Raw genomic sequence first — 22,052 nt, 5'->3', positions numbered from 1 at the left:
TATAGGGGGTTAGAGTGTGCAAAAAGAAGAATTTATGGATGAATTACTTGCGTTTATGCAAGAAGAGGCGTACAAACCATTAACGGTGCAGGAATTAGAAGTCATGATGGAAATTACCAATCCAGATGATTATAAAGAGCTCGTCAAAGCACTTGTGATATTAGAGGATCAGGGACTTATCGTCCGTACCCGCAGCGACCGCTATGGTGTACCGGAAAAAATGAACTTGGTAAAAGGGAAGCTGTCTGCGCATGCAAAAGGATTTGCATTTGTGACACCAGAAGAGTTTGGACAGGATGATATTTTCATTCCGCCAAATGAGCTAGGCACAGCAATGAATGGCGACACCGTCATGGTTCGTGTCAGCCACAAATCAAATGGCACCAAAAAAGAAGGAACGGTCATCCGCATTCTGGAGCGTAATACTCAGACGGTTGTCGGTACCTATACAGAAACGAAAAGTTTTGGTTTTGTCATTCCTGATGATAAAAAAATCACAAACGATATCTTCATTCCGAAATCCGCTAAAAACGGAGCGGTCGAAGGTCATAAAGTCGTTGTCACGCTGACAAGCTATCCAGAAGGAAGAATGAGCGCAGAGGGTGAAGTGACGGAAATCCTTGGTCACAAAAATGACCCTGGCATCGATATTTTGTCGATTATTCATAAACACGGTCTACCAGGTGAGTTTCCGGAAGAAGCGCTCCAGCAGGCAGCAGACACACCTGAAACGATCGATGAAAAGGACCTTGAAGGTAGACGTGATCTGCGCAATGAAACGATCGTGACGATTGACGGTGCAGATGCAAAGGACTTAGATGATGCCGTAACCGTGCAAAAGCTCGATGATGGCAAATATAAGCTCGGCGTGCACATTGCAGACGTTTCTCATTACGTTACAGAGAATTCGCCGATTGATCAGGAAGCCTATGAGCGTGGAACGAGTGTGTATCTTGTCGACCGCGTCATTCCAATGATTCCTCATCGCCTGTCAAATGGCATTTGCTCATTGAATCCGAAGGTTGATCGTCTCACACTCTCTTGTGAAATGATCATTGATCGAAATGGGAAAGTCGTCAAACACGAAATTTTCCAAAGTGTGATCAAAACGACGGAAAGAATGACCTATTCCGATGTGAATAAGATTTTAGTTGACCAAGATGAAGAGCTTTTAGACAAATACGAGCCGTTAGTACCAATGTTCCAAGAGATGGAGAAGCTTGCAGAAATTCTGCGTGACAAGCGAATGGAGCGCGGAGCAGTCGACTTTGATTTCAAGGAAGCAAAAGTGCTTGTAGATGATGAAGGCGCAGCAAAAGACGTAGTCATTCGTGAACGTTCTGTTGCCGAAAAACTAATTGAAGAATTCATGCTGGTGGCAAACGAAACAGTTGCCGAGCATTTCCACTGGATGAATGTTCCGTTCATTTACCGAATTCACGAAGAACCAAATCCTGAGAAGCTTCAGCGCTTTTTAGAATTCGTGACGACGTTTGGTTACATTGTGAAAGGGACGTCAACGAACATTCACCCGCGCGCACTTCAAAGTGTCCTCGATGCTGTCAGAGATCAACCAGAAGAAGTCGTCATTCAAACTGTGATGCTTCGCTCTATGAAACAGGCGAAGTATGATCCAGAAAGCATTGGCCATTTTGGATTATCAACGGAATTCTATACACACTTCACATCGCCGATCCGCCGTTACCCGGATTTAATCGTGCATAGGCTGATCAGAACCTATTTAATAGAGAAAAAGACAGACGAAGCGACCCTTGAAAAATGGGGACAACTGCTGCCAGAAATCGCAGATCATGCATCTACAATGGAGCGCCGCTCTGTTGATGCTGAGCGCGAAACAGATGACCTGAAAAAGGCAGAGTTTATGCTTGATAAAATCGGTGAAGAGTTTGATGGTATGATTAGTTCTGTCACGAATTTCGGACTATTCGTTGAACTGCCGAATACGATAGAAGGCCTTGTCCATGTGAGCTACATGACAGACGATTACTATCGTTTTGATGAACAGCACTTTGCCATGATCGGTGAGCGGACAGGGAATGTCTACCGTATCGGTGACGAAATCACTGTCAAAGTGGTGAGTGTGAATAAAGATGAGCATTCCATTGATTTTGAAATCGTCGGGATGAAAGGCACTCGCCGTAAATCACCAAAAGACTTCAAGTTCAAAAAACGGACAGATCCACCAGCCAAAAAAGGACGCGGAGGTCAAAAGGCCTCTGGGGAAAAAGGCAAAGAGGATAAAGGCGGCGACTGGTTTACAGGTCGTAAAAAGAAGAAAAAGAAAAAACGCGTATTTGATAACGCACCGAAACAAAAGCGCAAAAAGAAAAAGTAACGTGACAAAAAGCAAATAGGGCATCACGCTCTATTTGCTTTTTGACCACGTGGCAGCAGCATTGTCGAAAGCTGGATTGTTTGATAAAATAATCCGTACGATTTGGACCGTGTCTGTGTCAAAAGGAGGGTGTACGCCAATGCCAAAGGGAGAGGGAAAGGTTGTTTCCCAAAACAAAAAAGCCAACCATGATTATTTTATAGAAGAAACATATGAAGCCGGCCTTGTATTACAAGGAACTGAAATCAAATCCATTCGAGCAGGAAAAGTGAATTTAAAAGATTCCTTTGCCAAAATCGAACGAGGAGAAGTGTTTCTTCACAATATGCACGTGAGCCCATACGAACAGGGGAACCGTTATAACCATGATCCGCTCAGAACGAGAAAGCTGCTGCTCCACCGCAAACAAATCAGTAAATTGATTGGTGCGACAAAGGAAGAGGGCTACTCACTTGTTCCCATTAAACTCTATTTGAAAAATGGCTTTGCCAAAGTGCTAATTGGAGTCGGTAAAGGGAAGAAGAAATACGATAAACGTGAAGATCTGAAGAAAAAAGATGCGAAACGTGAAATCGAGCGAGCTTTCCGTGACCGGCAAAAGCAATTCTAGACGCATGCAGATGGCTTGCTGAGAGCGGAAGCATTATGCTACAATATGTTATGCAGTAAACAATCATCGTCGTCTTTTTACAGAAACCACCAGTTGTTTCGAGCGATGAGATTGTTATAATAGTCATATACGGAAGCAGTTAAGCTAAAGAACGTTTCCATCCCGTATATCCCTTTTACAAGGGGACGTTACGGATTCGACAGGGATGGTTCGAGCTTAGGCTGCGAGCCGAGAGGCGATCTCGTTAACACGCACCTAAATGTAACTGGCAAAACTAAAAGTTTTAACCAAAACTTAGCACTAGCTGCCTAATAAGCGCAGCGAGCTCTTCCTGACATCGCCTATGTGTCTGCGAGGAGCCCAATGAAGTAGGCTACGCTTACGTTTTCGTCTGAGGACGTAAGAAGAGATCCATCAGACTAGCTCTCCAAGCGCCCGTCAGCAGGCATGAGGATGAGTGAACACGTAAATATGTTGACTACGCTCGTAGACGCTTAAGTAATCGATGTCTCTGGACGTGGGTTCGACTCCCACCGTCTCCATCAAACTTTTAGAATACAGTCGTATCAAGGGTTTGAAAGCCCTTGGTGCGGGTCTGGTATCTTTAAAAAATGAATGGTTATATGAAATGACGCTATCACAGCGTCATTTTTCTTTGCTATTAGAAACTTAAACAATCTGAATTTTAAACAAAACTGGATGTTATCATACAGACAAAATACGTTCTTATTATTTTTATTTCAAGTCGGCTAGAACAGTGGTTTTTTTATGTTAAGTATGATAAATTGTTGTATCATAGAAGTATAGATGGAAAACATTTTGGATAAACGAATTTCTAGTGAGTCGTCTTTTTAGACGAATCTTTTTTTTGAATAAAAACACGTTTTTGTTATAATATTTATTGTTTTTTAAATCATATTAAGTGATGAAAAGATCAAACATTGTTGTTTATATAAAATTTGGAAGAGGGATCTTATGTTATTTACTATTGTTATTCCTTATAAGGATACCAATAAAAAGTATACTGATAACTGCATGAAAAGTTTAGATGATCAAATTTTTAAAGATTTCGAAGTCCTTTTGGTCCATCAAGATAGTCAACACCTAGAAGAAATTTTAGCGCCTTATACTTTTAATTATAGAACAATCAATATGGGACCTCATACAAATGCAGGCATTAGTAGAAATAAAGGCATAGAAGAAGCTCGAGGAGAGTACATCTTATTTTTAGATGCTGATGATTTCTTACATCCCAATGCGCTGATATATGCAAAGCAAATCATTGATCAAGAACAATTGAATGTTTTTAAGCTGAAAGCGAAAAAGACAATTGTAGACAGAAACACAACATTAAAGGAAAAGAAACAGGCTTTGTATCAGCATGATACGTTGGATAACTTAAGTCATGTTTTGAAAAAATTAAATGTTGATGCAAATGAAAACGAAGTCATGCAGATGCTTTTTGAGGAGAACGTTGTATCAGCTCATTATCATGAAATTGCAAAGGAAAAGTTCTTTAAGAAGATTTCTTATCAATTAAAATCACATGGGTTCGTTGTTCAAAAGAAATATTTGTTGAACAATCAAATACAGTTTGATGAAAGCGCACCATTGTATAGTGATATTCCGTTCTTAATGAAAATTTATCAAGATGCATTCTCTATTTTGGAAACATCAATTTGTCTATACTATAAGCTGATCCATAACGATCCTATCAATTTCCCTTCACTTTCCCAGGAAGAACAGGATCATCGATTTGAAGAAATGTTCCGAACATTAAGCAAATCAATCGAACAATGTGACGATTTGGCTTTAGTGAAACAAGTAAAGCTTGAAGCGATCAGCCAATATTTATATAAGGTTGTAAAAAGCCCAGTGTTTAAAGAGGGCATTCAACGTTTAACACCTATTTATCAGTCCTGTCAGACCATTTTGAATGCAGAGTCAAATCCAATCAAATTGAAGAAAAGACATTTAAAAGAAATTAATGCAATTAAGGTCGGGAATTATCATAAGGCATATCGTCTAAGTAAAAAGAGAGTTCTCTATTATAATTTGTATCAGGGCATAAAACCGAAAAAGAAGAGAGCAAGACAAAGAATCGTTCAACAATTGTTCTTCTCAAGATTGCCTATTAAACCTAACACCATTGTCTATGAAAGCTTTTTAGGAAGAAACTATTCGGATAGCCCTAAGGCTATATTTAAATATCTTCTTGAGCATGAGCCAAATCAATGGAAGCATGTTTGGATTCTGAATGATAAAGAAATGGTGGCAAATGAAGAAGAATTTCAGCACAAGAACGTTAAAGTAATTAAGCGATTTAGCTGGAGCTATTTTTACTATGTCACAGTGGCAAAATATTTTGTTTTAAACATGAGACAGCCCAAGTCACTTTATAAAAAAGATGAACAAATTATCTTATCTACATGGCATGGTACACCACTTAAGAAATTAGTATTTGATATGGATAATGTAGTATCTGCAAATCCCGATTATAAAAAAGAATTTTATTTACAATCTCGAAAATGGGATTACCTAATTGCAGCAAACCCATATTCTGAAAAAATCTTCGAAAGTGCATTTATGTATCCGAAAGAAAAAATATTAACATATGGCTATCCAAGAAATGATATTCTGAAAAACTTTACAGAAGCGGATAAAGTGAAGATTAAATCGAAGCTTGGTATACCTGCTGATAAAAAAGTCATTTTATATGCTCCAACATGGAGAGATGACGAATTTCATAAAGCGGGGCAATACAAATTTAATCTCACTTTAGATTTAAATTTGTTAAAAGAAAAGTTAGGCGAAGAATATGTCATCATTTTACGAATGCATTATTTCATTTCAGATAATATTGATTTAACAGGGTTTGAAGGGTTTGCCTTTGACTATTCTAAATATAATGATATCAATGATTTATATATTTCAAGTGATATCCTTATCACGGATTACTCGTCTGTATTCTTTGATTTTGCAAACCTAAGGCAGCCGATTCTTTTCTTTACGTATGATATTGATAAATACAAAGATGTGCTGAGAGGTTTTTATATTGATGTCGAAAAAGATCTGCCAGGTCCGTTATTGTATACGTCTGAAGAAGTGCTTCATAGCATTCAGAACATTGAAAGCGTAAAAGATGCTTACAAGGAAAAATACGATGTATTCCATGACAGATTCTGTTCGCTTGAAGATGGAAAAGCAAGTGAACGAGTGGTGAAGGAAGTATTTACTCGTAATCATTAAAGTTAAACCTCTACTTGCGAGGGTACAAGTAGAGGTTTTTTCTATTACTAAGTCAAACGTTCCTCTGAAAAGACTGGATCATTCGAACAAACAAAGGACAAACCACTATCACCGCCATCATCAACAAAAGCCCATCAGGCATAATCTCCACAAATGTTGTCTGAATCACATAAACCGCAATCAGCAGCAAATAACCCATTAAAAATAACAGCCCAGATCGTTTCTTCTGAAATGGCTTTTCTAAAAGAATCAGCATAAACAAACCTGCCATGATGATCAAAAAAGTCATCTCCTATCAAGCCTCCTTTTCATTCATCTCCACATTGTACAGATAATTCACTTGCAACAATATGCTTTATCCTTAAATTAAGTAAGAAGTAATGAATAGATGGGGCGCCACGACTAGTAAAATGACGAACGCTTTCCAAAAAACCGCCAACCAATTCAAAATCACATCTTCCCATTTGAGACGTCCTCATATATAGTAAGATTAGACTAGTTCTAAATAACTGAAATTGGGGCGTTTACATGGATTCGATTGTTTTACATTTTATTGTGATCATGAGTGTTTCTGGCATTCTGTCCGTAATATTATCAATCATTGCTCATGCAAATCGCCATCGGTATATTGGCTGTCAATTGTTTATGTATATGTCTGGAGCAACTGCGATTTATATTTTTGGACATACATTTGAATTATTGGCGCGCACCCCTCAAGAAATTACATTCTGGGTTAGTTTTCAATACATAGGTCTTCCGTTTATTGCACCGTTCAGCCTGATGATTGTGCTGCAGTTTACTGGTTTCCATCAATATGTAACAAAGCGCCGCGTGATTCTCTTCTTGCTGATTCCAATTTTAACCACCATTCTGGTGTTCACCAACTCTTTTCATTCACTCTTTTACCGAAGCATCACGATGAATACAGTAGACGGGTTTTTATTAGCTGATTTTACCATTGGTTATTGGTATATCATTCATGGGGTCTATACATTTGGCTGTTCTATGCTCGCTATTTTTATGCTGCTTTGGTTTTTACGTGTGAAGAGAGAATATTTGAAACAGGTTCTGATCTTGCTCGTTGGAATATTATTGCCGATCACGACCTCTTTTATCTATTTATTAGGTGTCACGCCTTTTCACATTGACCCAGTACCAGTGGTGATGTTTTTAACCAATGCACTCTACTTATGGGCGATTATGTCTTTTCATCTCTTTAAGCTCTCTCCCATTGCGATGGAGCGTGTGTTTGAACATATGTCAGAAGGTGTTCTTCTATTGGATCGATACCGAACACTGATTGATTATAACCCTGCGGCTGCATTGATCATTCCTGTGCTCGCTAAAAAGGGAATCGGCTATAAAATCGATGATATATTCTCAGGGATCATCAAAGAGCCAGCGTTTATACAGTGGCTACGTTCTCCGCAGGATCATTCACAGTATGATTTAATGTGGGAAAAAGAGCAGCCCTTCTATTATCATCTCACTGCTTCTTCTCTTTTTAATAGAAGAGGCGAAGTCGAGGGCAGGCAAATTGTGATCAGCGATGTTACGGAGCAGCGACTATTGCAGGAAGAGCTGGAGCGCCGAGCATATATTGATGGTTTGACGAATATCTTCAATCGATCTTCTTTTATTGAACGAACGCAGATGTTATTGGAAGAGGATGCGCAGGATACTGCGATATTGCTATTTGATATTGATTTCTTTAAACAAATCAATGATACGCACGGACATCATATTGGAGACGAGGCGTTGCGTCATGTTGTGTCCATTTGTCAGCAGCATTTGAAGATGGATGATTTATTTGGCCGATATGGTGGAGAAGAGTTCGCCATTTGTCTCCCGCATCATTCATTTGAAGAGGCATGTCATATTGCGGAACAGATGAGACATTCATTTGAAGTGAGTTTCTTTCAGACAGATGAGAAGAAAGTAAGAGTGACAGCAAGCTTTGGCGTCGCCCATACAGCGAATGATCCCTCTATATTAGAAACGCTTCTATTTGAGGCAGATCAAGCCTTGTATATGTCAAAACGCCAAGGACGTAATCGGATTTATGCATCAACTGGTTCGGGCTATATGCTATACCAAAAGCAGGATCTTCCCCCTGCTTCTCATTGACTGTTGTCCTTCATTTAGATATGATAAACATAACATTTGAACGGTTTCCTAAAGGGGAGTAGCTTTTACGGTTTGGTCGTCATTACAGAAACATCCTTTGTTTCTCGGCCATTCCGGCATGAACATGTTAGCCAGACCTTTGCCTATCACACATGAGGCAAAGATCTGGCTTTTTTTAAGGTCTTTTTGCATCTGTGTGGTTGGGAGCTGGACAAATGAGGGGTTTCAACATAGCAGATGAAAGGATGATGGATCTTGAAACAATATGTGATGGCGTTTCTATTTACCGGTACGTTTTTGTTAAGTGGATGTTCAGGACTGTTAGACGAAGTAAACGATACAACGACATATGTCACAGAGGCGAATGAGTATGTGACGGATATTCAGCAATTCACAGAGGATTTTCCACAGCTTGCGGAAGAAGCTGTACAAGATGCTGCCAAAAGAGCAGATTTGACGCAGCAACTTGAATCATTGAAAGCAGACATTCAAGAATTTAATGAACTCACAGCCCCATCAATAGCAGAAGACCTGCATGCACAAATCATAGAGAAAAATAAAGTGCTGTCAGAGGAGATTCAAACCTATTTACAGCAATTGAAAATGGACAACTTCGATGCTGCAGCTATTTTAGAGGATCAACAAGGGCTCATGAAGCAGCTTCAGCAATCGGTCAGCCTTTTGCAAGATATTGAACAACTAACAAACTAGGATAAGCAAACGGTGATCAAAGCATATCTTTGCCTTTTCAGGTGAAGATATGCTTTAATTGAATGTAACACAAGTATGATAGAAAAAAGGTGATCAGATGACAGAACATGAAGAAAGACATATCGCTTCGCCTAGAGCTGAGAAGGAAAAAGAGCAATTAATCAATCGCTTAAAACGAGTGGAAGGTCAAGTGCGAGGGATTCAGCAAATGATTGAAAACGATCGTTACTGCATAGATGTCGTGAATCAAATTTCTGCTGTCAATGCAGCTTTAAAAAAAGTGAGTCTTCAATTAATGGAAAAGCATACACATCATTGCGTAGCAGATGCCATTAAGAGCGGTAATGGGGATGAAGCGATTGAGGAGTTAATGAATGTCTTCACGAAGCTGACAAAATCGTAGCAAAAAGCGGATCATTTATGTTTACAACTATACCCTACTAGGGTATAGTAAAAATAGAAAATGATTGATGGAGGCGATGAGAAGTGGAACAAGCAACACTACAAGTGCAAGGCATGTCTTGCGGACATTGTGTGAAAGCAGTCGAAGGAAATGTAGGAGAATTAGCAGGTGTTGAATCTGTAAAAGTCCATTTAGATAAGGGTCAGGTGGAGGTTTCCTTTCACCCAGATCAAATCACGTTACACCAGATCTCTGATGTCATTGAAGAACAGGGATATGATGTCGTATAAAATGAGCATACGTGCTGCATAAGACAGCACGTATTTTTTTGAAAATTACAATACCCCCATGGAGTATGTGGAGAGGTGAGATAAATGAAAAAAGAAATTGATTTTCAAATTACGGGAATGACTTGCGCCGCCTGTGCAGGCCGTATTGAAAAGGGCTTGAACAGGTTGGAAGGTGTGGACGACGCCAGTGTGAACTTTGCGCTTGAAACATCCCACATTGTGTATGAAACAGAACAACTCACAGCAGAGGATCTAAAACAAAAAATTCAATCTCTTGGCTATGATGTGGTGATGGAGCAAGCTGAATTTGATATAGAGGGAATGACATGTGCGGCTTGTGCAAACCGAATTGAGAAAAAAGTCAACCGAATGGACGGTATTGATCAAGGATCAGTGAACTTTGCGCTTGAGTCACTTCAGGTGACATATCATCCAGGGAAAATATCTCCAAGTGACATAAAAGAGGCTGTGAAATCCATTGGATATTCATTAACCGAACCAGCCGAAGAGCATGCGGAGGAAGGAAAAAAAGACCATCGCCAAGTAGCGATTGAGAAACAAACGGCACGCTTTTTGTTCTCGATGATTTTGTCATTGCCTCTTCTTTGGGCAATGGTCAGTCATTTTTCTTTCACATCGTTTATTTGGTTGCCAGAAGCGTTTATGAATCCATGGGTTCAGCTCGCATTAGCAGCGCCCGTCCAGTTCATTGTCGGCTGGCCTTTTTATGTAGGTGCTTATAAAGCGTTGAAAAATAAAAGTGCCAATATGGATGTCCTTGTGGCACTAGGGACATCGGCTGCTTTTTTCTATAGTTTATATGAAAGTATTCAATCAGCGGTTCAAGGCACACATGAAGCGTCCCTCTATTATGAAACTAGTGCTGTGCTGATTACGTTGATTGTGCTCGGAAAGTTAATGGAAGCAAGAGCGAAAGGGAGATCATCAGAAGCGATTCAAAAACTGATGGGCTTACAAGCGAAAGAAGCTGTGATAGAGCGAGATGGGAAAGAAATGACCGTTCCTATTTCTGAAGTGAAAGTGAATGATCTTGTGTTCGTCAAGCCGGGTGAAAAAGTCCCGGTAGACGGAGAAATCATCGAAGGAACAACAGCGATCGACGAATCGATGATTACAGGAGAAAGTCTGCCAGTTGATAAAACCACAGGAGATACAGTCATCGGGGCAACCATCAATAAAAATGGATTTGTGAAAGTGAAAGCAACAAAAGTAGGAAAAGAAACGGCTCTTTCACAAATCATTCGAGTCGTCGAACAAGCGCAAGGCTCAAAAGCACCAATTCAAAGAATGGCAGATCAAATTTCAGGGATATTTGTCCCCATTGTTGTAGGATTGGCTGTGCTCACTTTTCTGATTTGGTATATCTTTGTTGATCCAGGAAATGTGACATCGGCACTTGAGACGTTTATTGCTGTGATCGTGATTGCATGTCCTTGTGCGCTTGGCCTTGCTACACCGACCTCTATTATGGCAGGCAGCGGCCGGGCAGCTGAATCAGGGATTTTGTTTAAAGGCGGAGAACACTTAGAGGTAACCCAATCACTAGATACAGTAGTGCTAGATAAAACAGGGACTGTGACAAAAGGGGAGCCGAGTCTTACAGATGTGATTGCGTCTGCCAATTGGACAGAAGATACGCTGCTTCAGTTAGCAGGATCGGCAGAACAGCAGTCAGAGCATCCACTTGCCAGAGCGATTACAGAAGGCATGAAGAACCGGGGTCTCCAAACGGTCGAGGTTGAAGCTTTTCAAGCAGATCCTGGTCATGGAATTGAAGCAAGGGCTGCAGGACATGAGCTTTTGATTGGCACACGGAAGCTCCTAAAGAAACATCATATCAGCTGCGAAGCACTAGAAACAGTTGTGACTGAGCTTGAAGAACAAGGGAAAACGGCGATGCTCATTGCCATTGACGGCGAGCCAGCAGGTATTGTCGCCGTTGCAGATACAATCAAATCGTCTTCTTCTCAAGCGGTCGCTCGTCTCAAAGAGCAAGGGATTCACGTCGTGATGATGACAGGAGATAACAAACGCACAGCAGAAGCGATTGCGAGTGAGGCAGGCATAGATCATGTGATCGCTGAAGTTCTTCCTGAGGAAAAAGCGGCTCATATTGCAGCGCTTCAGAAACAAGGAAAAAAAGTGGCGATGGTTGGAGACGGCATCAATGATGCCCCTGCCCTTGCAACAGCAAATATCGGGATGGCCGTCGGAACAGGTACAGATGTTGCCATGGAAGCGGCAGATATTACGCTCATGACAGGAGATCTCCATGCCATTGCAGATGCACTTGAATTTAGCAGAAAAACGATGAGAAACATTAAACAGAATCTATTTTGGGCACTTGCTTACAATTGTATTGGTATACCAGTCGCCGCATTTGGGTTCCTGGCACCATGGCTTGCAGGAGCGGCAATGGCCTTTAGTTCTGTATCGGTTGTGCTGAACGCACTAAGATTACAGCGATTGAAACCTGTCAGAGAGGGTGTAGCAAAATGAAGCTGAATGTCAAATGGGTGTGGACGTTGAGTGCTGTGATTTATGTAGCCTTTGTACTGATAGGTTATGCGGTTTATGTCGAACTTTCTCCTCTTCAAGAGCCGCCAGCTGATCATATGCAACATGAGACTTCATCAGAAGCGAAGTCCTCGCATTCGGTGTAAGTCCTGCGCTTCGGTACTCGTCTTTTCTAGACTTCAATGGATTTCTATCACAAAGAGCTAAAATAAAGTTCATTTTAGCTCTTCTCAACAATCAGAGACTTCGCCAAAAGCGAAGTCTTTTTTTAACAATTTTGTGGAAAAACCCACCTTTTAAAAGATTTTTCATAAAAAATTCACTTCTTTTTGTTCCTTTTTGTCGTTTTTTGTAGGTTCATCGTTAAGATGCGATTAGGCAACAAAGAAAGCGTTATCAAAAAAAGGGGGTCCACGTATGAAAAAGTTAGGGTTAGCTTCTCAAATACTCATCGCACTTGTTTTGGGTGTTGTCGTAGGAGCACTATTTTATCAAAATGAAACCGTTATTAATGTGTTAACGCCGATTGGCGATATATTCATCCACTTAATTAAAATGATCGTTCTTCCAATTGTTATTGCTGCATTGATTGTAGCCGTTGCAGGTGTAGGCGATATGAAAACCATCGGAAGACTCGGTGGGAAAACGATTCTTTACTTCGAAATTGTGACAACGATTGCATTAGCAGTTGGACTGCTTGCAGCAAACGTTTTCCATCCTGGTACAGGAATTGATATGAGTAACATGGAGAAAGGCGATATCTCTAAATATGAAGAGACATCTAAGTCTTCTGCCGAAAAAGCTAGTTTCTCTGAAACGATTGTGCATCTTGTGCCAACAAACGTGTTCCAATCCATTGCAGAAGGTGATCTATTACCAACAATCTTCTTTACAGTGTTATTCGGATTAGGAATTGCAGCAGTTGGAGACAAAGGAAAACCAGTGTTAGGATTCTTTGAGGGGATACTCGAAGCAATGTTCTGGGTGACCAATAAAGTGATGAAGTTTGCACCATTTGGTGTATTCGCGCTCATCAGTGTGACGGTGATCAAATTCGGGGTCGGAGCGCTTCTCCCGCTAGGTAAACTGGTACTTGTCGTTTACGGCACAATGGCATTCTTCGTGATTGTCGTACTTGGCATTATCGCAAAATTAGCTGGAACAAGCGTCTTTACACTATTTAGAGTGTTAAAAGAAGAAATCATTCTTGCATTCTCAACAGCAAGTTCAGAAGCTGTATTGCCTAGATTAATGGACAAAATGGAGAAGTTCGGATGCCCGAAAGCGATCACGTCGTTCGTTATCCCAACAGGCTATACCTTTAACTTAGATGGAAGTGCCATTTATCAATCCATTGCCGCCATATTTGTTGCACAAATGTACGGCATGCCTCTTTCCATCTATGAGCAAATTACGTTACTATTAATCTTAATGCTCACATCAAAAGGAATGGCTGGTGTACCAGGTGCATCGATCGTTGTTGTCATCACAACACTTGGAGCAATGGGACTTCCTCTTGAAGGACTTGCCTTCATCGTTGGGATCGACCGTATCCTTGACATGGTTCGTACAACTGTTAACGTATTTGGTAACTCACTTGCAGCCATTGTCATGTCTAAGTGGGAAAAAGTGTTTGATCAAGAGAAATCGAAGAAGTATATTGAGGAATTAAAACAACAAACAAAAGCAGCGTAAAAGGAGATCTTTTCAAATGACGAAGCTACAGGACAAGCAAGTTCGTATCGAACGAGACTTTCTAGGTGAAAAGGAAGTAGACACTCAAGCGTATTATGGAATTCAAACATTACGTGCAGTAGAGAACTTTCCAATTACTGGCTACCATGTTCATGAGGAACTCATCAAAGCATTAGGGATTGTCAAAAAGGCAGCCGCACTTGCAAATATGGATACAAAGCGACTATATGCTGGTCTTGGAGAAAAAATTGTTCAAGCCGCAGATGAAGTGATTGAAGGAAAATGGAACAATCAATTTATTGTCGATCCAATTCAAGGCGGGGCTGGCACTTCAATGAATATGAATGCCAATGAAGTCATTGCAAACAGAGCGCTTGAACTACTAGGAAAGGAAAAAGGCGCTTATACTGAGCTAAGTCCAAACACGCATGTGAACATGTCGCAGTCAACAAACGACGTTTTCCCAACAGCGATTCATATTTCAACATTGAATATGATTGAAAAACTACTTTATACGATGGAAAACATGCATCAAGTCATGACAGAAAAAGCGCAAGAATTCGATCATGTCATCAAAATGGGACGTACGCATCTTCAGGACGCTGTTCCAATCAGACTTGGTCAAGAGTTTAGTGCATATGCAAAGGTTCTTGCTCGTGATATTAAACGAATCAAGCAGTCTAGACAGCATTTATATGAAGTCAATATGGGCGCAACCGCAGTTGGAACAGGACTGAATGCTGATCCTAAATATATTCGCCAGGTCGTTGGTTATCTAGCTGACATTAGCGGATTGCCGTTAGTTGGAGCAGAAGATTTGGTCGATGCTACGCAAAATACAGATGCTTATACAGAAGTATCAGCTGCACTGAAAGTATGTATGATGAATATGTCCAAAATGGCAAACGATATTCGTTTGATGGCTTCAGGTCCAAGAGCGGGCTTTGGTGAGCTGCACTTGCCGCCGAGACAGCCAGGTTCATCTATCATGCCAGGGAAAGTCAACCCAGTGATGCCTGAGGTCATGAACCAAGTGGCATTCCAAGTCATTGGAAATGACCACACGATCTGTCTTGCATCAGAGGCTGGTCAGCTTGAACTGAACGTCATGGAACCAGTTTTAATATTCAATTTACTACAGTCACTCAGCATGATGAAAAATGTATTTGAATCCTTTGTCGATAACTGCTTGCGTGACCTAAAAGCAGATGAATCTAGATTAAAAGAATATGTAGAAAAGAGTGCTGGTGTCATGACGGCGGTCAATCCGCATATTGGTTATGAAGCTGCTGCACGAATTGCGAGAGAAGCGATACTTACAGGCGTATCTGTACGTGAGCTTTGTCTGCAAAATGATGTGTTATCAGAGGAAGAGCTTGATATCATCTTAAATCCTTTTGAAATGACGAAACCAGGTATTGCTGGCGCATCACTTTTAGAAAAGGATCGTTTAGAAGATTAAGCGGCATCATGAGAAGCGCACACCGACAAATGTCCGGTGTGCGTTTTTTCATGGACTGTTTGTTTTTCTGAAGCGCACATAGTATACTATCGTCAATTATTAGGGATGTGACTGCGTTTGAATCTACTGAAAAAATGGTTGAATACAGAGCCTTATTTAATTATCATGCTTATTGTTCTGACTCCGATTGGGGGAGAGCTGAAATTTTATCCATTTGAGGATAGCTTTCGGGTCAGCTTTGGAACCGTTGTCTTTTTCTTTATCCTGCTTCAAATGAAAAAATTCCCGGCATGGGCAAGCGGCATCATTGCGGGGGGATCAGTGTTTGCATTCCGGGTGCTTCTTGATACTGCTGTGTCAGGCCACCTAGCGCTGGAAGAGGCCGTTTCTTTAAGATTTCCTTCCCTGCTGTATTACGTCGTCTATGGTACGCTTTTTTATGTATTACAGGTCAGACGTTTCCGTGATAAGCCTTGGCTCATTGGGGCGACAGGGATCATCATGGAACTATGCGCAAGTGTAGTTGAAATGATTGCACTCAGGGGAGCCATTGATGAAATTTTAACAGTGAGAACGCTGTTTCAACTATTTGTATTGGCGATTTTCAGAAGCTTTTTCGTATTGGCTTGTTATACGATGATTCGATTATACGAAGAACAGGCGAGAGAGCGCCAAATGAAGAAGGAAAAGGAACACCTGCTGATGCTGCTGTCAAATCTTTATACGGAATCTACATATTTTTATAAAACCCTTGCACATGCTGAGCACATTACAGCTACTTCCTATCAATTGTATCAATCTCTGCATCATGCAAAGGATACGGAATCATTAGATTTGAAAAAACTCGGAAAAACAGCCCTGCAAATTGCAGGTGAGGTACACGAAATCAAAAAGGATAATCAGCGGATTTTTTCTGCCTTATCAAAACTGATTCATGAGGAAAACTTTCAGGAGTATGCAAGTCCTGCTCATATCGCTGGACTTGTGATTCGTATCCATGAAAATTACGCGGAATCTCTTAAAAAACACATCGTTTTTCATTATGATGAAGAAGGACAGCACCCTGCTTATCATGTGTATACCATTCTATCTTTATTAAATAACATTGTATCCAATGCCATTGAAGCCATTCCGGTGAATGGAGAGGTATCACTATCCATTTCACGGAAAGAGAATGATGTGATCTTTCAAGTCAGTGACAACGGGCCAGGCATTAAAGAGCGTAACCATCATGTGATCTTTAAACCGGGCTTCACTTTAAAATACGACCAAGCCGGGAACCCATCAAGCGGCATCGGTCTTTCCTATGTGAAAGACACAGCTGAGAAGCTTGGCGGCAGTGTTGAAATGAAGAGTGTCCCGAATCAACAAACGAGGTTCACTTTAACGATACCAATTGATCAAGTCAGCAGAAAAGAGGGGAATGGGAGATGAGATTTTTTATTGTTGATGATGATGAAGCCGTTCGTTCTTCACTGGCACAGCTCATTGAAGATGAAGAGCTTGGCATTGTGGCAGGGGAAGCAGAGGATGGTGCTGAAGTAACAGCGAGCTACTTAAATGATTTGCATATTGATATCTTGTGTATTGATCTTCTGATGCCGGAAAGGGACGGTCTTGAGACGATTCGAGCGATCAAGGATGAATTTCACGGGAAATATTTAATGCTGTCACAGGTAGAAACAAAGGAACTCATCGGCCAGGCATATACGCTCGGTGTCGAGTATTATGTGACAAAGCCGATCAATCGGGTAGAGGTCTTAAGTGTGCTCCACCTCATGATTGAACGTCTGCATTTAGAGCACTCAATTGAAAATATTCAGCATTCGCTCAAATCGGTCATGCAGTTCCAGCAGCGCGGACAGACCACGAAAACGAAGCAGCGTGGGAAAAGTCTTGCAGAGGCAGGTCAGTTTTTGCTCGCGGAGCTTGGGATTGTCGGTGAAAAGGGGTCTAAGGATTTACTAGATATGATTCTTTTCACAGATCAGTATTTAGCGTTACATGCCGATCAGCACGACTCTTTTCCTTCATTAAAAGTGATTTTCACTGGCATCACAGAGGATAAATTAAACGAACCTTTTACATCAGCAGACATCGCAAGAGAAGCAAAAGCAGCGGAACAGCGGGTGAGACGTGCGATCAACCAATCATTGAAACACATCGCCTCGCTCGGGTTAACCGATTTTTCTCACCCAACCTTTGAAAACTATGCATCAAAATTTTTCGATTTTACCATTGTGCGTAAGAAAATGAGTGAACTCACAAAAGAGACAAGTGGAAGAGAAGAGCACACACGTATCAATGTGAAGAAATTTGTACAGGTGCTCTATTACGAGGCAAAACGCATTTTTATGGAAGATTAAAAAAGACATGCTCTCTATAAGGAGGGCATGTCTCAGCGTGTAGACAAACCCTCGCATTCGGTGTCAGTCCTGCGCTTCGGTGCTCACGAATGTCAAATTCGCTCCGCGCCGATGCTCGTCCTTCCTAGACTGCAAAGGTTTTCTATCACGCTGAAAAGAAGACAAAGAGCCAAAATAAAGTTCATTTTAGCCCTTTGTCAACAATCTGAAGACATGCTCTCTATAAGGAGGGCATGTCTTGTTTTGTGATGGATTGAAGATGCATCTGTAGCACGGAGCGCATGAGCTGAGGCGGTAAACGATGGGGCTGTACGATTCCATTCAATGCAAGCCCATTGATGACCGCATAAAGCCGCTCAGTTTCTAATAAAAGATCGATATGATCTAGCAGTAGCTCATCCTCTTTCAATTTCATTAAGCAAAATTGAACGGTTTGAAAAAGCTCGTCATACATCTTTGCATTGAGCGGCTGTAAATCTGGTTCAGTCAGTGCCTTGACTGTAAAAGCCTGCCACACCTCCATTTCAAATATTCGTTCTTCGTCTAGTGGAAGAACCTGCTCCAATAATGTGAATACATTTTCCTTTGTTGAACCGTTTAATGGAAGCTTAGCAATTCGCTCCTTCACTCTTTCCTGAATTAAATTCATGGAGAATAGAAATAATTCTTGCTGTGTGGAAAAATAATGACGCATAGAGCCGGCTGAAATGCCAGCTTCAACGGCTATTTTTCGTACAGAAGCGTTTTCTAATCCCTCTTGTTTAATCACTCTCATAGCAGCTTGAGCGACCTTTTGTTTTTGTTTATGGTGATCGACGATTTTTGGCATACCTTGATTTTAGCACAGCTATTGTTTTTTTAACACAGTTGTGTTATTTTTTATTTAATACAATTGTGTTAAAAAGGATGTGGGGAAATTGGTCGGTTTATTGATTGTGGCCTGTGAAATTGGTTTTTGGTTGTTTATTCTTATGGGCTTAACACTGCGTTATGTGTTTAAACAGAAAAAATGGGGTGCTTTCTTTCTTGTCTGTACGCCGGTTTTAGATCTCATCCTTCTTGCGGCTACTTATATAGATTTAAAGCAAGGGGCTGTGGCGAGCGTCATTCATGGGCTTGCGGCTGTCTATATTGGTGTGAGTCTGGCCTTTGGACATCAAATGGTGAAATGGGCGGATGCTAAGTTTGCTTATCGTTTTGCAGGTGGTTCTAAGCCAAAGGGGAAACCAAAGTACGGGAAGGAGCGGTCTTTGTATGAAATGGTGGGCTGGACGCGTCATTTCATCTCTTATGTCATCGGAGCGGGGCTATTATATGGATTGACCTATCTCATCCAAGCACCAGAACGAACGGAATCTCTGATGCAGCTTGTCAGTGTGTGGGGGATGGTCTTAACCATTGATTTCATCATTAGCATCAGCTACGTCATTTGGCCGAAAAAACACCCAGAAAATATAGCAGGTTGACAAAAAAGACAGGCGGATTTACTCCACCTGTCTTTTCTTATGATGACAGTCCTTTATAAATGGTGTCAATATTCCATTTCATCATCTTATAGTAGCTGTCCCCATCTTCACCTTCTTTGCCAATAGAATCCGTAAATACTTTCCCCTTAATCGGAACTCCGGTTTCCTCAGATAGGCTTTCAAGGCTGCGCTTATCTACACTTGTTTCAAGAAAAAGGGCAGGAACTTGATGGTCTTTAACAAAATGAATGATGCGCTTCATTTGTCCAGGTGTTCCTTCACTTTCTGTGTTGATCTCCCAAATGTAGCCAGCTTTCAGTCCATACGCATCCGCAAAATATTTGAATGCCCCTTCGCTTGTGACAAGGAGTTTTTTGTCTTTTGGCAGTTGATCAAACTTGTCTTTTGCTTCATCGTGAAGCGTTTGAAGCTTTTTGATATAGGTTTCAGCATTTTTCTCGTAATCCTCTTTATGCTCAGGATCTGCTTGAATGAGCGCATCTCTGGCATTTTGCGCATAAAGAATCCCATTCTCGACATTCAGCCATGCGTGTGGGTCCTGCTGGCTTTCAAGCCCTTTTGAAGACAAATGCTTCACTTTGACGCCTTTACTCAGCTCGGCTACAGGTGCATCATCCCCGTCCTTTCCGCTCGATTCAAGCAGTTTTTGAAACCAGCCATTTCCTGTTTCAAGGTTCAAGCCATTAGATAGAACAAGGTCTGCATCCGTCGTATACTGAACATCCTTTGGCAGTGGGTCAAATTCATGTGGGTCTGTACCAATGGGAACAATGCTGTGAATAGAGACATGCTGTCCTCCTACTTCCTTCACAATGTCATAAAGAATGGAGTAGGTTGTGACAACTTTTAATGTACCGTCATCTTTTCCGGAACTCTTTTGCTGAGTAGAACAGCCTGCGATGACCAAAAGGGCAATACATACTGCGGCCAAACGGATTGCTAATACCTTCTTCATATATGTCCTCCTTTTACATAGACGCTTCCTTTTTTAACTGTGTTCGTTTTCGCTTCGATTTTAAGGATCTCCACAATATCCCTTGTTTCGGTGAAAAGATAAAGGCACTGCCGAATAATATGGTCGCGACCAGCACAATGGAAGCACCAGACGACAAGTTATACGTAAAGCTGAGCCCAAGTCCTACGACGGCTGAAACTGCTCCAAAAAAAGCAGATAAATAAATCATGATCCATAGCCGGTCTGTCAGTAAATAAGCGGTGGCAGCTGGTGTAATAAGCATTGCAACAACAAGAATAATACCTACAGTTTGCAGGGATGCCACGGTCACTAAGGTCAATAAGGTCATGAGGAAATAATGGATCATGCGGTTCGGTAAACCGTAAACCGAAGAAATCACTGGATCAAATGAACTAATGAGCAGTTCTTTGTAGAAAACGATGACAGCCAGCAAAATGAAAATGCCGATGCCAAGCGTGATCCACATATCAGATGAACGAACAGCTAGTACGTTTCCAAACAAGATATGATATAAATCGCTGGAACTTTTTAAAAATGTAATCAAAATGATCCCAATGGAAAAAAAAGCAGTGAATACGATCCCGATGGCAGAATCATTTTTAATACGGCTATTTTGACTGACATATCCGATGCCGATGGCTGTTAGTACACCAGTTAGAACCGCACCAAAGAAAAAGTTAATGCCGAGCATATAAGAGATGGCGACACCTGGAAGTACAGCGTGTGAAATCGCATCTCCCATCAAAGCCATTCCCCGTAAAATGATAAAGCAGCCAATGACGCCACAGATGATCCCTACCATCACGGATGTAAATAACGCTTTTTGTAAAAACGCATATTCAAAAAGTCCGGTTAAGAATTCCATTACGCGTCTCCTCCTGCTGATTTTAAAAATGGTAGCTGTGTTTCGTATGCTTGGAGCATGACCTCAGGACGAAGAATATCATGGACAGGCCCTGCTTTGACCAGCTTCTTATTTAGAAGAACGAGATGGCTGAAGTAATCATCGGCCTTACTTAAATCATGGTGGACAACCAGAATGGTTTTTCCTTCATCTCGTAATTCCTTCAAAATGCCGATCATCGTTTCTTCACTTGCCATATCAATTCCGACAAATGGTTCATCTAAACAAAAGAGCTGTGCGTTTTGAGCGAGTGCTCGTGCAAGGAAGACACGCTGCTGCTGACCGCCAGATAATTCCCCAATCTGCCTTTTGGCAAAGTCCTGCATCCCGACCTTTTCTAAGCAATGGTACGCATAGGCACGGTCTTCTTTTTTCGGTCGTTTGATCAATCCGAGCTTTGGGTATGTGCCAAGCAGTACAGTATCCAGCACATGGATAGGAAACGTCCAGTCTAGATCATTTCTTTGCGGTACATAGGCGATCTGTTTTCTCACTTGTTTAAAGGGTTGTTCAAAAAAACGAATGTCCCCTTGATCCTTTTCAATTAAATCTAAACAAGCTTTCAATAAAGTCGATTTACCAGCACCATTTGGACCAATGATTCCAGTCATCGTTCCTTCCTGTATGGAAAGAGAGACGTTTTCTAGTGCATCCTGTCCGTGGTATGAGACATACAGGCGGTCGATTGTTAAAGCATTTGACATCTCTTGCGGCCCCTTTCGATCATCAATTGCGTTTCCTAAAAATATATGCATACATTTAATAATTTTGACTAAAGGATGAAATGATTCTCTAACGCTAATTTGTTTCCTTAAGGAAACTTTTATCTTATTCTAATCGTATGTCCTTCTTTTGTAAAGAGAAATGCTGAATATTCC

The 22,052-nt window shown here is 41.1% G+C and carries 19 protein-coding genes and 1 other RNA gene; 15 read left to right on the top strand and 5 right to left on the bottom strand.

Translation table 11 applies throughout. From position 1 onward, the window contains the following. Positions 1-16 precede the first annotated feature (16 nt). From rnr to ACSBQP_RS10220, 4 genes are all read left to right on the top strand, one after another. A complete protein-coding gene (gene rnr, locus ACSBQP_RS10235; RefSeq protein ID WP_435028380.1) occupies positions 17-2,356 on the top strand; it encodes a ribonuclease R in 2,340 nt (779 codons plus the stop codon). A gap of 139 nt (positions 2,357-2,495) precedes the next feature. Continuing rightward, a complete protein-coding gene (gene smpB / locus ACSBQP_RS10230; RefSeq protein WP_008347658.1) occupies positions 2,496-2,966 on the top strand; it encodes an SsrA-binding protein SmpB in 471 nt (156 codons plus the stop codon). A 181-nt stretch (positions 2,967-3,147) separates the two neighbouring features. Next, positions 3,148-3,511, top strand: a transfer-messenger RNA (tmRNA) gene (ssrA, locus tag ACSBQP_RS10225). A gap of 430 nt (positions 3,512-3,941) precedes the next feature. Then, the gene (locus tag ACSBQP_RS10220; protein WP_435028379.1) at positions 3,942-6,215 is read left to right on the top strand and encodes a CDP-glycerol glycerophosphotransferase family protein; all 2,274 of its coding nucleotides are present in this window, start codon (positions 3,942-3,944) and stop codon (positions 6,213-6,215) included. Positions 6,216-6,267: 52 nt separating this feature from the next. Here the strand turns inward: ACSBQP_RS10220 and ACSBQP_RS10215 are convergent, their stop codons facing one another. Beyond that, positions 6,268-6,504, bottom strand: a complete 237-nt coding sequence (locus ACSBQP_RS10215) for a hypothetical protein (RefSeq protein WP_435028378.1) — start codon at positions 6,502-6,504, stop codon at positions 6,268-6,270. A gap of 239 nt (positions 6,505-6,743) precedes the next feature. On the opposite strand from ACSBQP_RS10215, the gene ACSBQP_RS10210 reads away from it, so the two are divergent. From ACSBQP_RS10210 to ACSBQP_RS10165, 10 genes are all read left to right on the top strand, one after another. Further along, complete coding sequence (locus tag ACSBQP_RS10210; protein ID WP_025207981.1) at positions 6,744-8,342, top strand: histidine kinase N-terminal 7TM domain-containing diguanylate cyclase; 1,599 nt, start codon at positions 6,744-6,746, stop codon at positions 8,340-8,342. A gap of 255 nt (positions 8,343-8,597) precedes the next feature. After that, positions 8,598-9,053, top strand: coding sequence for a DUF6376 family protein (locus tag ACSBQP_RS10205; protein ID WP_435028377.1), 456 nt, complete (start codon positions 8,598-8,600; stop codon positions 9,051-9,053). Between the two features lie 97 nt (positions 9,054-9,150). After that, the gene (locus tag ACSBQP_RS10200; RefSeq protein WP_017359234.1) at positions 9,151-9,456 is read left to right on the top strand and encodes a metal-sensing transcriptional repressor; all 306 of its coding nucleotides are present in this window, start codon (positions 9,151-9,153) and stop codon (positions 9,454-9,456) included. An 83-nt stretch (positions 9,457-9,539) separates the two neighbouring features. After that, the gene (gene copZ, locus ACSBQP_RS10195; RefSeq protein ID WP_017368060.1) at positions 9,540-9,746 is read left to right on the top strand and encodes a copper chaperone CopZ; all 207 of its coding nucleotides are present in this window, start codon (positions 9,540-9,542) and stop codon (positions 9,744-9,746) included. An 84-nt stretch (positions 9,747-9,830) separates the two neighbouring features. Beyond that, positions 9,831-12,266 (top strand): heavy metal translocating P-type ATPase, encoded by a 2,436-nt coding sequence (locus tag ACSBQP_RS10190; protein ID WP_435028376.1) that lies wholly within the window; start codon positions 9,831-9,833, stop codon positions 12,264-12,266. Further along, entirely contained in the window at positions 12,263-12,430 is a 168-nt protein-coding gene (locus ACSBQP_RS10185) for a hypothetical protein (RefSeq protein WP_193744060.1), read from the top strand. The genes ACSBQP_RS10190 and ACSBQP_RS10185 overlap by 4 nt, the downstream gene beginning before the upstream one ends. 271 nt (positions 12,431-12,701) lie before the next feature. After that, positions 12,702-13,979: a cation:dicarboxylate symporter family transporter gene (locus tag ACSBQP_RS10180; RefSeq protein ID WP_007500222.1), complete on the top strand. Its 1,278-nt coding sequence runs from the start codon at positions 12,702-12,704 to the stop codon at positions 13,977-13,979. Between the two features lie 16 nt (positions 13,980-13,995). Further along, a complete protein-coding gene (aspA, locus tag ACSBQP_RS10175) occupies positions 13,996-15,441 on the top strand; it encodes an aspartate ammonia-lyase (protein ID WP_007500224.1) in 1,446 nt (481 codons plus the stop codon). 117 nt (positions 15,442-15,558) lie between these two features. Further along, complete coding sequence (locus tag ACSBQP_RS10170; protein ID WP_435028375.1) at positions 15,559-16,875, top strand: ATP-binding protein; 1,317 nt, start codon at positions 15,559-15,561, stop codon at positions 16,873-16,875. Continuing rightward, positions 16,872-17,807 carry a response regulator gene (locus tag ACSBQP_RS10165; protein ID WP_017359238.1) on the top strand — a complete coding sequence of 312 codons (936 nt, stop codon included), beginning with the start codon at positions 16,872-16,874 and terminating at the stop codon, positions 17,805-17,807. The genes ACSBQP_RS10170 and ACSBQP_RS10165 overlap by 4 nt, the downstream gene beginning before the upstream one ends. 220 nt (positions 17,808-18,027) lie before the next feature. Here ACSBQP_RS10165 and ACSBQP_RS10160 read toward each other — a convergent pair whose 3' ends face one another. After that, complete coding sequence (locus ACSBQP_RS10160) at positions 18,028-18,636, bottom strand: TetR/AcrR family transcriptional regulator (RefSeq protein ID WP_435028374.1); 609 nt, start codon at positions 18,634-18,636, stop codon at positions 18,028-18,030. An 88-nt stretch (positions 18,637-18,724) separates the two neighbouring features. Here ACSBQP_RS10160 and ACSBQP_RS10155 point away from each other — a divergent pair, with 88 nt between their 5' ends. Further along, the gene (locus ACSBQP_RS10155) at positions 18,725-19,273 is read left to right on the top strand and encodes a hypothetical protein (RefSeq protein WP_435028373.1); all 549 of its coding nucleotides are present in this window, start codon (positions 18,725-18,727) and stop codon (positions 19,271-19,273) included. 37 nt (positions 19,274-19,310) lie between these two features. Here the strand turns inward: ACSBQP_RS10155 and ACSBQP_RS10150 are convergent, their stop codons facing one another. Genes ACSBQP_RS10150 through ACSBQP_RS10140 form a run of 3 tightly spaced genes read right to left on the bottom strand, consistent with a single transcriptional unit; the run spans position 19,311 to position 21,878 of the window. Further along, the gene (locus tag ACSBQP_RS10150) at positions 19,311-20,249 is read right to left on the bottom strand and encodes a metal ABC transporter substrate-binding protein (RefSeq protein WP_007500234.1); all 939 of its coding nucleotides are present in this window, start codon (positions 20,247-20,249) and stop codon (positions 19,311-19,313) included. Positions 20,250-20,262: 13 nt separating this feature from the next. Next, positions 20,263-21,135 (bottom strand): metal ABC transporter permease, encoded by an 873-nt coding sequence (locus tag ACSBQP_RS10145; protein WP_007500236.1) that lies wholly within the window; start codon positions 21,133-21,135, stop codon positions 20,263-20,265. Then, positions 21,135-21,878 carry a metal ABC transporter ATP-binding protein gene (locus ACSBQP_RS10140; protein ID WP_008347622.1) on the bottom strand — a complete coding sequence of 248 codons (744 nt, stop codon included), beginning with the start codon at positions 21,876-21,878 and terminating at the stop codon, positions 21,135-21,137. Before ACSBQP_RS10140 ends, ACSBQP_RS10145 begins: the two co-directional genes overlap by 1 nt. Positions 21,879-22,052 lie beyond the last annotated feature (174 nt).

Origin of the sequence: Bacillus sp. G402 (assembly GCF_051172515.1) — a bacterium.
GTDB classification, from domain to species: Bacteria; Bacillota; Bacilli; order Bacillales; family Bacillaceae; genus Bacillus; species Bacillus altitudinis.
The sequence above is the reverse complement of the archived record's forward strand: the minus strand, read 5'-3'. Positions and strand labels throughout refer to the sequence as shown.